This is a genomic window from Vibrio mexicanus (assembly GCF_001012815.1).
Lineage (GTDB): Bacteria > Pseudomonadota > Gammaproteobacteria > Enterobacterales > Vibrionaceae > Vibrio > Vibrio mexicanus.
Genome location: NZ_JYJP01000109.1, coordinates 26,480 through 39,202 on the forward strand (window position 1 = coordinate 26,480; position 12,723 = coordinate 39,202).

The 12,723-nt window shown below is 45.7% G+C and carries 10 protein-coding genes and 4 pseudogenes; 10 read left to right on the forward strand and 4 right to left on the reverse strand.

Annotation, left to right across the window (positions count from 1 at the left end; all coding sequences use genetic code 11):
• The 3 genes from UA76_RS16440 to ygfZ all read right to left on the reverse strand — a co-directional run bounded on the left by UA76_RS16440 (nucleotide 1) and on the right by ygfZ (nucleotide 2,261).
• Nucleotides 1-207 carry a DUF1107 domain-containing protein gene (locus UA76_RS16440; protein WP_047048383.1) on the reverse strand — a complete coding sequence of 69 codons (207 nt, stop codon included), beginning with the start codon at nucleotides 205-207 and terminating at the stop codon, nucleotides 1-3.
• 584 nt (nucleotides 208-791) lie between these two features.
• Nucleotides 792-1,265 (reverse strand): aminoacyl-tRNA deacylase, encoded by a 474-nt coding sequence (locus UA76_RS16445; protein WP_047048386.1) that lies wholly within the window; start codon nucleotides 1,263-1,265, stop codon nucleotides 792-794.
• A 27-nt stretch (nucleotides 1,266-1,292) separates the two neighbouring features.
• Entirely contained in the window at nucleotides 1,293-2,261 is a 969-nt protein-coding gene (gene ygfZ / locus UA76_RS16450) for a tRNA-modifying protein YgfZ (protein ID WP_047048390.1), read from the reverse strand.
• Nucleotides 2,262-2,534: 273 nt separating this feature from the next.
• On the opposite strand from ygfZ, the gene UA76_RS16455 reads away from it, so the two are divergent.
• Together UA76_RS16455 and UA76_RS23715 are read left to right on the forward strand one after the other, a co-directional pair.
• Nucleotides 2,535-2,795 (forward strand): FAD assembly factor SdhE, encoded by a 261-nt coding sequence (locus tag UA76_RS16455; RefSeq protein ID WP_047048393.1) that lies wholly within the window; start codon nucleotides 2,535-2,537, stop codon nucleotides 2,793-2,795.
• Nucleotides 2,764-3,168 (forward strand): protein YgfX, encoded by a 405-nt coding sequence (locus tag UA76_RS23715; protein ID WP_157617661.1) that lies wholly within the window; start codon nucleotides 2,764-2,766, stop codon nucleotides 3,166-3,168. Before UA76_RS16455 ends, UA76_RS23715 begins: the two co-directional genes overlap by 32 nt.
• A 72-nt stretch (nucleotides 3,169-3,240) precedes the next feature.
• Here the strand turns inward: UA76_RS23715 and nadB are convergent.
• Nucleotides 3,241-4,847, reverse strand: a pseudogene (nadB, locus tag UA76_RS16460) (L-aspartate oxidase).
• 430 nt (nucleotides 4,848-5,277) lie between these two features.
• Between nadB and rpoE the strand changes: the two are divergent.
• The 8 genes and pseudogenes from rpoE (at nucleotide 5,278) to era (ending at nucleotide 12,688) form a co-directional block, all read left to right on the forward strand.
• Nucleotides 5,278-5,855: pseudogene (gene rpoE, locus UA76_RS16465) on the forward strand (RNA polymerase sigma factor RpoE).
• Between the two features lie 38 nt (nucleotides 5,856-5,893).
• Nucleotides 5,894-6,523: an RseA family anti-sigma factor gene (locus UA76_RS16470; protein ID WP_047048396.1), complete on the forward strand. Its 630-nt coding sequence runs from the start codon at nucleotides 5,894-5,896 to the stop codon at nucleotides 6,521-6,523.
• Entirely contained in the window at nucleotides 6,520-7,485 is a 966-nt protein-coding gene (gene rseB, locus UA76_RS16475) for a sigma-E factor regulatory protein RseB (RefSeq protein ID WP_047048398.1), read from the forward strand. The genes UA76_RS16470 and rseB overlap by 4 nt, the downstream gene beginning before the upstream one ends.
• Nucleotides 7,482-7,952, forward strand: a complete 471-nt coding sequence (locus UA76_RS16480) for a SoxR reducing system RseC family protein (protein WP_047048401.1) — start codon at nucleotides 7,482-7,484, stop codon at nucleotides 7,950-7,952. Before rseB ends, UA76_RS16480 begins: the two co-directional genes overlap by 4 nt.
• Before the next feature lie 104 nt (nucleotides 7,953-8,056).
• A pseudogene (gene lepA / locus UA76_RS16485) lies at nucleotides 8,057-9,849 on the forward strand (translation elongation factor 4).
• A gap of 203 nt (nucleotides 9,850-10,052) precedes the next feature.
• Nucleotides 10,053-10,949 (forward strand): signal peptidase I, encoded by an 897-nt coding sequence (gene lepB, locus UA76_RS16490; protein ID WP_047048403.1) that lies wholly within the window; start codon nucleotides 10,053-10,055, stop codon nucleotides 10,947-10,949.
• Nucleotides 10,950-11,029: 80 nt separating this feature from the next.
• Complete coding sequence (gene rnc / locus UA76_RS16495; RefSeq protein ID WP_047048407.1) at nucleotides 11,030-11,707, forward strand: ribonuclease III; 678 nt, start codon at nucleotides 11,030-11,032, stop codon at nucleotides 11,705-11,707.
• Nucleotides 11,700-12,688, forward strand: a pseudogene (gene era / locus UA76_RS16500) (GTPase Era). The gene rnc and the pseudogene era overlap by 8 nt, the downstream one beginning before the upstream one ends.
• Nucleotides 12,689-12,723: the final 35 nt, after the last annotated feature.

A 12,723-nucleotide genomic window follows, 5' to 3' on the forward strand; every position in this document is an offset into this window, starting at 1 on the left:
TTAAGCGTATGCGCAGCGTAGTTTCATGATTTCTTGATTAATTTCTTTTACTGCTTGGAAATGACGCTTTTCCGCACGCTCTGGAAGTATTAACTTTCCGTTATCAAACTCAAACTTACCGACTCCGTTGATATAGATTCTTCCCTTAAAAAGACGACTTACATGCTTAGCTATCATTCCTGGAATATAGCGCTTAAACAGTCTCATATAGTGTGTCCTTGTTATTACCTAGCACCGCTAATTGTACGAAAACCCCGGCGATTTTTTTGTGATATTGCTGGAGGTTCATGCAGTCTTTACTAATCAGATTGGATATTTGTGCTGTTGTAGACAGAAAACCAGTCAAATCCCTAACTGAGTGTGATTGTTACCTCAAATTTGTTCTGTATGTGGAACTTGGCTGCGACATAGTAAGACAGATGAATGTGACAAAAGTAAGAATAGACGAGATTTTTATCTGGGAAAGTTTAAGTTGTTATTTCTTAGTTAGAAAAGTAACAAAAAAAAGCCCGCTTTAGTGGCGGGCGAATAGTCACAGATGCATTACACAAAAAGTGGATGTCCTGAAACAATCAGTGGATTCACTTTTTTTGTTGGTGAAGGATTTCAAGGTTAAGTAGCAGTCACTTACCTTGCATCGCCGACATGACAAGTGCCAAGCGAAATTTTACCAACAGATTCAGCATAGCCCAAAAAAACACCTATGACTATTTATGTTTTCTTTGTGAATAAAAATTTAACCCAATCCTGTTGCTTGTGCGATCTTGTTCACTCTTTGTTGTAATATGTGGTTACATTTTGCAGATGTCAGCCCAAATTGGGGTACATAGCTGAGTAAGATCTTCACGATGTAATGCAATTCCCGCAAGGCGATCGCCACTGCTTATGGTGATGCAGTCTTCGTCTTTGATGGAATGGTCGAACAGAATTGGCATATGACGTTTAAGAAGCAAGGGAGCGACTGTCCCAATTTTGTAACCCGTCAGTGGCTCAACTTGTTCCTTCTCAACGCAAGTCATCCGGCGGCAGTCTAGTGTCGCTCTGACTTTTTTCGGATCAACAGAACGATTGCCAGGGCAGCACGCGAGCGCAATCATACCGCCCATATCCCGCAGCAGCATCGACTTAACCATTTGGCTGGTTCGGATACCACGCTGTCTAGCGGCATCTTCAATCGACACTGCCGCCGTTTGGTGCGGCAGCAGTGTGTAGCTCACGCCTTGTGAGTCAAGGAACTGAGTGATTTTTGTAGCAAACATAGTCATCAAAACTTACTCATCAAAACTCAAAACCTAGTCATCGGTGAGTGAGTAAGGAAGGGCTTCGATTCTCCAGCTTGAGTCTGGTTGATCTTTTAGGCGAAGCTGAGTGTCGGCTTCAAGGTTATTCGGCAGCACGACCAATCCAATAGCTTGGTTGTCACTAAAGTTAAATATGTTCAATAGAGAGCCTGCCGAACGCCAGTTTTCACCCACGGCACGTTCAAGTTCAACACTGTCGCTATCTAGTGGAGCGGAAGTTGAACCGCGAACGATGAATGTTGAGCGCTTATTAGTGCCACGATATTTTGCACGAGCGACGGTCTCTTGGCCGGTGTAGCAGCCTTTCGTGAAGCTAATGCCTCCGGTTGCTTGTAGATTCAGTGCTTGTGGAATATGTTGGATCTGCTCTTGTTGAGTCACTGCTGGCAAGGCCGCTTGAATATCAAAGTAGTCCCAAGCAGATTCAGAAACTTTTTCACCTGAGAAGTCGCTTATCAGCGAAGTAGCAGCATCTTGATTGATGAGTAGCAGCCAGCGATTGTCTTCAATTTTAACGGCTGTGCCACCATCGATATTACGAACATCGCTTCGGGCATCAGACAGAGCATCAACAAAATCGTTGGCTTCCAAACCCATGACACCTAGCGCCACATCGCTGCTTGATTCAATCGTCACCTTAGAGAAAATAGCGTATTTCTTTAGTTCAGTGAGTTCAGCTTCAATCGCAGATTTTGGTTGAAACATCCCATAGCCACCGTTGTGGTTGAAAAGGCGAAACAGGCTCCAAACCTTACCTTTTGCATCACAATGAGCACCTAATGTGGATTCTTCAGCAGGTAGAGTCACGACATCGCAGGTGACTTGGCCTTGAAGGTAAGACTTTTTGTCATCACCTTGCATTTCGATTGCGCCCCAAGATGGTAAATGAGCAAGCATCAGAGCCGGAAGTTGCTGATCGTGTGCAATCTCAAGTTGTGTGAATTCGTTTTGCCATTCCATGTTGAAACCTTTTAATCAATTGGCGATGGCTTATGTTAAAGCGGATAGGTCACAAAGCTCAAGAGTGAGCGACTGAGATTATCAATATATCTAAGAATCGGAGGAAATAGCCCGTTTTGAAAAGCGATAAACCCTTTGTTATTTGTGGACTTGAAGGACTTTTTGACAAGTTTTTGCTATCAAGCAAAGGGACTGTGACTGGTGCAGTAGTGGACTGGCGCTTAGATTGATACACTCCGCTTATAGTTACAGAAACATCAGGTGAGGAATACCATGTACACTGCAGAAGACAAAGCTCGTATCAAGTGGGCATGCCGAAGAGGGATGCTTGAGCTTGATGTCGTCATTATGCCTTTTTTCGAAGAGTGTTTTGAGTCACTACAAGATAATGAACAACGTGATTTCGTTTCGCTACTAGAGTGCGATGATCCGGATCTATTTACCTGGGTCATGGGGCACGGTCGAAGCGAAAACCTTGGCCATGCCGCCATGGTGGATAAGATTGTCGCTCATAACCTCAGCAAAGTTCGATAGTTTCCACTGCCGGACTTCATCTAACGCTCGTATTGCTAGCCTACTACTCCTGTTGCTAGCAATATGGGCGATTGTCACCTCTCCATTAGCCCCTCTGCCTGCTTTACTTCTTTCACTCGCTCTCATTTACTGTTGTTGTTTTAATTCCTTAACGCCTCCCGCCATTGAAGGCTCGTTCTCATTGTCTCGCACTGGCGAGTTTAAGTACCAAGATCAGACATTCAATGTTACTCGCACTTTTGAGCATTGCGGATATTGGTTTGTGGTGATTACTATGAGTAACGGTCATCGATTTACTTTGTGGCGAGACAGCTTACCCGAATCAGACTATCGATTGATTAAGGTCATCTCTAGGATGAATAAGCAGGAATAACTGAACAAGGCTGAATGTCAGGCAAAGAAAAGGAGCGATGACCGCTCCTTTTTGATGTGTTGGTGTGAACCGTTACTTTTCAGGGGTTAAGATTGTTGGCCCACTTTGCTCTGCGCGGTTAGGATAATCTAAGGTGTAGTGCAAGCCTCGGCTCTCTTTACGTTGCATGGCGCAGCGTACCATGAGCTCTGCCACTTGCAGTAGGTTACGCAGCTCAAGCAGGTTGTTCGAAACTCTAAAGTTGCTGTAATACTCGTGCGTTTCTTGCTGCAGCATTTGAATGCGGCGCAATGCCCGTTCAAGACGCTTATCTGTGCGAACGATACCCATGTAATCCCACATAAACAGGCGTAGCTCATGCCAGTTATGCTGAATAATGACTTCTTCATCTGAACAGCTAACTTGGCTTTCATCCCAAGCAGGCAAACTTGGTGGCATTTCAGCATTGCCAATCAGTTTGACGATGTCCTTCGCAGCAGACCACGCATAAACCACACACTCCAGCAAAGAGTTCGATGCCATACGGTTCGCACCGTGTAGGCCGGTGTAGCTCACTTCACCAATCGCATAGAGCTGCTTGAGGTCGGTCTGGCCTTGCTGATTCACCATCACACCACCACAGGTATAGTGAGCGGCAGGAACGATAGGGATCGGCTCCTTAGTCATATCGATGCCCAAGTCTTGCAAACGCATGTGAATGGTTGGGAAGTGCTTTTCGATAAAATCAGCAGGCTTATGGCTGATGTCTAAATACATGCAATCTGCGCCCAAGCGCTTCATTTCAAAGTCGATTGCACGTGCCACGACGTCACGTGGAGCAAGTTCAGCTCTTTCATCGAAGTCAGACATGAAACGTGAACCGTCTGGGCGTCTTAAGTACGCTCCCTCACCACGCAAGGCTTCGGTAAGAAGGAAGTTACGCGCTTCAGGGTGGAATAGACAAGTTGGGTGGAATTGGTTGAATTCCAAGTTGGCAACGCGGCAACCTGCACGCCATGCCATTGCAATACCATCGCCAGAGGAGACGTCTGGGTTAGATGTATATTGGTAGACTTTGGAAGCACCGCCTGTTGCTAACACAACAAATTTCGCGCGTACGGTTTCTACGTGCTCTTGGTTGCGGTTCCAAATGTAGGCGCCGATGACTTTATTCTTATTGCCGCCAATTTTGTCTTCAGTGATGAGATCAAGCGCGTTGTGACGTTCGAAGATTTCAATGTTTGGATGATTATGAACGTTGTCTTGGAGAGACGTTTGCATCGCCATGCCCGTTGCATCGGCGGCATGCAGAATGCGTCGATGACTGTGACCGCCTTCTCGCGTTAGGTGATAACGTGGCGCTTCATCAGTGTCGTTTTCTTCTCTGTCAAAAGGAACGCCGCCATCAATCAACACTGCACACACTCCTTGGCGTTTTCAGCAATAAACTTAACGGTTTCTTCTTCACAGATATCGCCACCGGCAATCTGTGTATCTTCGACATGCGACTCGATGCTATCTGACTCATCGAATACCGCGGCAATACCACCTTGAGCGTAATAGGTTGCCCCTTCGCTTCTTGGGCCTTTGCTCAATACGATAACCTTGCCATGCTCTGCGACACGCAAGGCCAAGGATAAACCTGCAGCGCCGCTCCCTACCACTAACACATCACATTGATGTTCACGGTTTGCGTTCATAAAACTTTTAAAATCCTGAATTAAATTAGAGCGTGGTGACCTTTTGTGGTTTGTTTCCCACCAAGTGCTGCAAATCAGCTCGAAAGGTTAACACGCTCGAGAGTGCTCAACTCTTGCAGTGCAATCTTTAATGCAACGAACACGTTTTCACGTGTTTTAATTTCAACTATACCACTAGCTTTAATACATTACTTTGTTAATAACATTGCTTTTCGTCATTTTCATCCCCAGAATCTGGATAACGAATAAATGTGGCGATATCACACTGTCCAAAATAAAAAGTGAATTTTTTGAGAAAGTTTTGAACTTTCCTTTCACTGCTGGGTCACAATAGTGCTCATGTAGGCAGTGGTGTCAATACTACATTGTGCATAAATAGTACTCACCTTTGTGAAAAGCTGAGTAAAAACAAATAGGAGAATACGCTCGAATGAACGAGCAGCTGACCGATCAAGTATTGATTGAGCGAGTTCAGAGTGGGATAAGCAAGCATTTAATCTTTTAGTTTTGCGTTACCAAAACAAAGTTTGCAATCTTATTTCTCGGTATGTGAGCAATTCCGGCGACGTCGCAGACGTTGCACAAGAAGCGTTCATTAAGGCGTATCGTGCGATTCCAAGTTTCCGAGGCGAAAGTGCCTTTTATACTTGGTTATATCGAATCGCTGTCAATACCGCTAAAAATCACCTTGTTGCCCAAGGCCGTAGGCCACCAGCAACAGATGTTGATGCTGAAGAAGCTGAATATTACGAAACCGGTAGTGCACTGAAAGAAATTTCGAACCCTGAGAACTTAACGTTGTCCAACGAGTTGAAACAAGTGGTTTTCAGTGCAATAGAAGCACTACCTGAAGATTTAAAAACCGCGATGACTTTACGAGAGCTAGACGGCTTGAGTTATGAAGAAATCGCAGAAGTAATGGATTGCCCTGTAGGAACGGTACGTTCGCGTATCTTCCGAGCCCGTGAAGCGGTTGAAAAGAGAATCAAACCTCTTATGCAGCGCTAACGTCAATAACGGTATGAAAGCGAGTTATGGTGAAAAGAATGGCTGACAAAGAAAAACTTTCAGCACTCATGGATGGAGAGTTGGTTGATAAAGCACTAATTTCAGAATTAGAGCAAGATCAATCAGGGTTGGAAGCGTGGAAGAACTATCATCTCATCGGCGATGTGATGCGTGGTGATGCCCCTGAAAAACCTGAGTGGAATATCGCTGAAAGCGTCGCGTTAGCGTTGGAAAATGAACCTGCGCACAATCCACTACCACAGACTAATGTCGTTGACCTTCAAGAAGCTAAGGTTGAGTCACAGCCTACACCTTCACAAGCAAGAAGACAGCTTCCAGCTTGGTTGTCCCAGTTTGGACAAGTTGCTGTTGCAGCGTGTGTGTCAATGGCCGTTATTCTGGGTGTACAACAGTATGGTGGTAGTGAAGCGTCTCAAGCAGAGCGTGACCAAATCCCAGTGCTACAAACCATTCCATTTGCGGGAAGCGCAGAACCTGTAAGCTTGACCCGTGATACAGTTTCTAATCGAAGCACAGAATTGAGCGAGGCGAACGTTCAAGAGCAACGTCGTCGTATTAACGCCATGCTTCAAGATTATGAGTTACAATTGAGACTAAACAGTGAAGGTAACCCAAACCAGAGTGTTATCGAACCGGTAGTTGAATGAAAAAAATCCTGATCAGTGCGCTGGCACTGTTCGGTTTGAACTCAACGTTAGCCTTTGCAGAGCCAGTACCTGCAGAGGCTTTGTTGCATCAAATGAACGAAGCCAGTCAAAATCTTAATTATGAGTTGTCTTACGTCTTAATTAAGAAAAACAGTATAGAACCTCTCCTTTATCGTCATGCTCGAAATGACGAACAACAACTTGCGCATCTTGTATATCTTAGTGGTCCTGTTCGTGAAGTGATTCGTCGTGGTGGCGAAGTAAGCTATATCGAACCGGGTGTCGAGCCGTTCACCATCGAATCTGGCAATATGGTTGCCCCGACCATTCCGCTATTGAACAGCGATATTGAGCATTTGAGTGAACAGTATGATTTCGTCAATGTGGGCCGCTCTCGCGAAGCGGGCACGGCGTGTCAGGTGTTGCGTATAGTGCCAAAAGATGGCTTGCGTTATTCCTACATCCTTTGGATTGATGAGAACACGAGCCTTCCGCTACGTGCCGATTTAGTCGACCGTGACGGAGAAGTGCTAGAGCAATATCGCACCATCTCTTACTCAGTCAATGAGCGTATTGCTGATGTGCTGACGCGTCTAAATGATGTCACGCTTCCTGAAGTATTGTCTTTGCCTAAAGGTAATGTTGAAGATACATACTGGAACGTGGGTTGGACCCCTGAAGGGTTTGAGCCGAAAGAGTTGAACCGTTACAGGATGGCGATGACAGAACGTATGGTGGAAAGCCAAATGTTCAGTGATGGTCTGTTCACGTTTTCTGTGTATGTTTCTGATAGCGATGATTTGTCTTTAAAAGGGCAGGTTGTTCGTCAAGGTCGCCGCACCTTGCATAGCTTTGTGAAAGGCAAGAGTGAGATATCAATCGTTGGTGATATCCCACCAGCAACGGCGAAGCGTATCGCCGACTCTGTGGTTTTTGAAACACCTGCGGTGGCTCAGCCATGATGACGGCATTAGCAACGGTAACCTCGGTTGAACAAACTCAATCGGGGTACCGAGTCTCGTTAAGTTGCGAGCAGCAAACCAGTTGCAGCAGTTGTTCTTCGCAAAAAAGCTGCGGAACTGGGATTGTCTCCAAAGCTGTCGGAAACAAATCATTACAATGGAACTTAACTTCTGATAAACCTGTATCGGAAGGACAAGTGGTTGAAATCGGCTTTCCTGAGAGAAATCTTCTTCAATCGGCCGCAACGGTCTACATTATTCCTCTTATAATGATGTTAGTGGGTGCGCTTCTTGGCCAGTGGTGGATTGCACCATGGCTTGGAGGTGGCGAAGGTAGCGTCATTTTTCTCTCAATGCTCTTTATTGCGCTCGGTGTGATGATATCGAAACGCGTTGCCCACACTTTAGAGGCAAAAGATTCTCACCATGTGACTTTGATCCGCGTATTTGGAAATCCAATTAGCTAGTGCGCACAAGAGAGAAATTGGGTAGAATCTGCCAACTTGATTGAAATGCCGTCAAATGATGGCTTTCTTATGTCCCTATTTTTAGAGTTTAGTCATCCCAAATCATGAAGCACATTCGTAACTTTTCGATTATCGCCCACATCGACCACGGTAAGTCGACCCTATCAGACCGTCTAATCCAAGTATGTGGTGGATTAAGCGATCGTGAAATGGCAGCACAGGTTCTTGACTCAATGGATCTTGAGCGTGAGCGTGGTATCACCATCAAATCTCAGAGTGTGACGCTAAACTACACCGCCAAAGACGGTGAAACTTATCAGTTGAACTTCATCGATACCCCAGGACACGTTGACTTCGCCTACGAGGTATCTCGTTCTTTGGCGCTTGTGAAGGTGCGCTGTTGGTTGTCGACGCAGGTCAGGGTGTAGAAGCTCAGACTTTGGCAAACTGTTACACCGCGATCGAAATGGATCTTGAGGTTGTGCCAATTCTCAACAAGATCGACCTTCCTGCCGCTGATCCTGAGCGTGTAGCAGAAGAGATCGAAGAGATTGTTGGTATCGATGCGATGGAAGCGACGCGTTGTAGTGCGAAAACAGGTATCGGTGTTGATGATGTATTAGAAAACATCGTTTCAGCTATTCCAGCACCGGAAGGCGATCCTGATGCGCCACTTCAAGCTCTGATCATCGACTCATGGTTCGATAACTACCTTGGCGTTGTGTCACTGGTTCGTATCAAGAACGGTACACTTAAGAAGAACGACAAGATTAAGGTGATGAGTACGGGTCAAGTTTGGGGTGTAGACCGTCTAGGTATCTTTACGCCGAAACAGATCGATACGACTGAACTGAAAACTGGCGAAGTAGGCTGGGTTGTTTGTGGTATTAAAGACATCCTAGGTGCACCTGTAGGTGATACTCTGACGTTGGCAAAAGGTGGCAGTGAAGAAGCGCTACCTGGTTTTAAGAAAGTAAAACCTCAGGTTTATGCCGGCTTGTTCCCAGTATCATCAGATGATTACGAAAGCTTCCGTGATGCGCTAGGTAAATTAAGCCTAAACGATGCGTCTCTATTCTATGAGCCAGAAAACTCTGCGGCACTAGGCTTTGGTTTCCGTTGTGGCTTCCTTGGTATGCTTCACATGGAGATCATCCAAGAGCGTCTAGAGCGCGAATACGATCTTGATCTGATCACTACAGCACCAACCGTAGTGTATGAAGTTGAGAAAACTGACGGCACTCTACTGTACGTAGATAGCCCAGCGAAACTGCCTGCTATCAACGACATCGAAGAGATTCGTGAGCCAATCGCTCGTTGTAATATCCTTGTACCTTCTGATTACTTGGGTAATGTGATTACGTTGTGTGTTGAGAAACGTGGTACTCAGGTTGATATGGTCTACCACGGTAACCAAGTTGCCGTCACTTACGATATCCCGATGGCAGAAGTTGTATTGGACTTCTTCGATCGCTTGAAGTCGACCTCGCGTGGTTATGCGTCGCTAGATTACAACTTCCAGCGCTTTGAAGCATCGAACATGGTTCGTGTAGACGTACTATTGAACGGCGATACGGTTGATGCCCTTGCAATGATTACTCACAAAGATCAATCGCAAACTCGTGGCCGTCAGTTGGTTGAGAAGATGAAAGAGTTCATTCCTCGCCAGATGTTCGACATTGCGATTCAAGCAGCAATTGGTAACCACATCATTGCTCGTTCTACCGTTAAACAGCTTCGTAAGAACGTAATTGCGAAATGTTACGGTGGTGACGTGAGCCGTAAGAAAAAGCTACTGAAGAAGCAGAAAGAAGGTAAGAAACGTATGAAGCAGATCGGTAATGTCGAGCTGCCTCAAGAAGCCTTCCTTGCCATCTTGCATGTAGGTAAAGATTAATCCCCGTCATAATTGTCGCTACAGCGTTGTTGCCAGCGCAAACTCACCCAAATCACATAGGACTTCTATGCTCATTGGGATGAGCTTGCTTGTCGCCTAGCTGTAGCACCAATTATCTAGGGGATAGTGAGTGCAAAATTATAATTAGTAAGTGAAAGGGTCTCGGCTCTTTCACTTTCGTATTTTTAAGATAAGGGAAGTCAATGGCGAATACATTCTCACTGATTCTGGTTCTAGTCACGCTAGTGACCGGTATTGTTTGGGCCTTAGAGAAGCTCGTTTGGGCGAAAAAGCGTCAGCAGAATCTGCAGCAAGCTCAAGATCAAACCAATGATTTAGATGAAGCAACTATCGAGAAAGCTCAGCAGCAGCCTTGGTGGGTAGAGAACAGTGTATCGATTTTCCCAGTCATTGCGTTTGTGTTGGTGTTGCGTTCGTTCATTTACGAGCCTTTCCAGATCCCATCAGGCTCTATGATGCCAACGCTGTTAGTGGGCGATTTCATTCTAGTAGAGAAATACGCTTATGGATTGAAAGATCCGGTTTGGCGTAACCAACTAGTGGAAACGGGCAAGCCTGAGCGTGGTGACGTTGCGGTATTTAAGTACCCACCTCAACCAAACATTGATTACATCAAGCGCGTCGTTGGCCTGCCGGGTGATACCGTTCGTTACAGCGGTAAGAAAGAGATCTGTATTCAGCCACAAGGCGAGAACGTATGTAAGCCAGTGAAACTGCATAATGTGGTTGAGAGTGAATTCATTCAAGACGGCGTACCAATGATTCAGCTCAACGAGCAACTTGGTGAGCAAGAACACCAAATCTTGATTAACCCGATCCGCCGTGACCGTGTGGGTTCTTACCAACCACGTGGTGGTGTAAACGAGTGGGTAGTCCCACAAGGTCAATACTTTGTGATGGGTGATAACCGCGACAACAGTGCTGACAGCCGCTACTGGGGCTTTGTTCCAGAAGGCAACTTAGTCGGTAAAGCGGTCGCAATTTGGATTAGCTTCGAGTTCGAACGCGATCCAAACAGCATCCTACCAGGATGGATTCCAACGGGTGTGCGTTTCAACCGCATCGGTGGTATTAACTAAACTTTTAGTTAGCAGGAGTTGCAGCCTAAGCGGCTGCAACAATCCCGACTTAGAGTTATAAACGAAACTAATGAGAGAGTATGAATTCTCCAATTGATAAATTAGAAAGAAAGATTGGTTACACGTTTAACCAATCTGACCTTATTCACCTAGCGCTCACTCATCGCAGTGCGCACGGTAAGCACAATGAACGTCTTGAATTTCTGGGCGATTCAATTTTAAGTTTTGTCATTGCTGATGATCTTTATCACCGTTTTCCTAAGGTAAACGAAGGTGATATGAGTCGTATGCGCGCCACCTTGGTTCGCGGTAATACATTGGCTGAGCTAGGTCGTGAATTCGAACTAGGAGATTACTTAAAATTAGGTCCAGGCGAATTGAAAAGTGGTGGTTTCCGCCGCGACTCGATTCTTGCCGATGCCGTTGAAGCCATCATTGGCGCTATCTATTTGGATAGTGATATTGAGGTGACAAGACGAATCGTTCTTAGCTGGTATCAAACTCGCCTTGATTCGATCCAGCCAGGTGTCTCGCAAAAAGACCCGAAGACACGATTGCAGGAATTTCTACAAGGTCGAAGAAAACCGCTTCCTGTCTATACAGTGACTAATATTAAAGGTGAAGCACACAACCAAGAGTTTACGGTTTCGTGTGAAGTAGCAGGAATAGGAAAGCCTGTAATTGGAAAAGGTACCAGTCGCCGCAAGGCTGAACAAGCGGCTGCTGAGCTAGCATTAGAGCAACTGACCAATGGCTGATTCAAAAGACAATAACTCAGCGGATAACGCAGAGTTCGATATCGACGCATACTTCTCTTCTAACCCAGAAGAGAGCAACCCAGAGAACCAACATTGTGGTTTCGTTGCGATTGTAGGTCGTCCAAACGTGGGTAAATCGACGCTCCTGAACAAGATTTTAGGGCAAAAGATTTCGATCACTTCACGTAAGCCACAGACCACTCGTCACCGTATTATGGGTGTCGATACGGACGGTGATTACCAAGCCATTTTTGTTGATACTCCAGGTCTTCATATTGAAGAAAAGCGTGCTATCAACCGTTTGATGAACCGTGCAGCAAACTCTTCTTTGAGTGATGTGAACTTAGTATTCTTCCTAGTAGATGGTACTCAGTGGACACCAGATGATGAGATGGTACTGACTAAACTGCAGAAGTCTAACTTCCCAGTTGTGTTGTGTGTTAACAAAGTCGACAACGTGTCAGACCGCAATGATGTGATGCTGCACATGATGGAGATGTCTAAGAAGATGGACTTCGTCGATGTTGTGCCTATCTCTGCTAAACACGGCAAAAACATCGACGTATTGCGCAAGCACGTACGCGAGTACTTGCCAAAAGCCACGCATCACTTTCCTGAAGAGTACGTGACTGATCGTTCTCAGCGCTTTATGGCCTCTGAGATCTTGCGTGAAAAATTGATGCGTTTTACCGGTGATGAGCTGCCATACTCAGTGACGGTAGAGATTGAGCGTTTCGACTACAACCCAGAGACAGACGGTTTCCATATTAATGGTCTGATCTTGGTTGAACGTAGCGGTCAGAAGAAAATGGTCATCGGCAAGGGCGGAGAGAAGATCAAGACGATTGGTCGAGAAGCGCGCTTGATATGGAAGAGCTATTTGGCCGTAAAGTCTACTTAGAAACTTGGGTTAAAGTGAAATCTGGTTGGGCTGATGATGAGCGTGCCTTGCGTTCATTGGGCTACATTGACGACCTTTAAGCTCGTCTGAGTATGACAACTCACGTTCGATTACT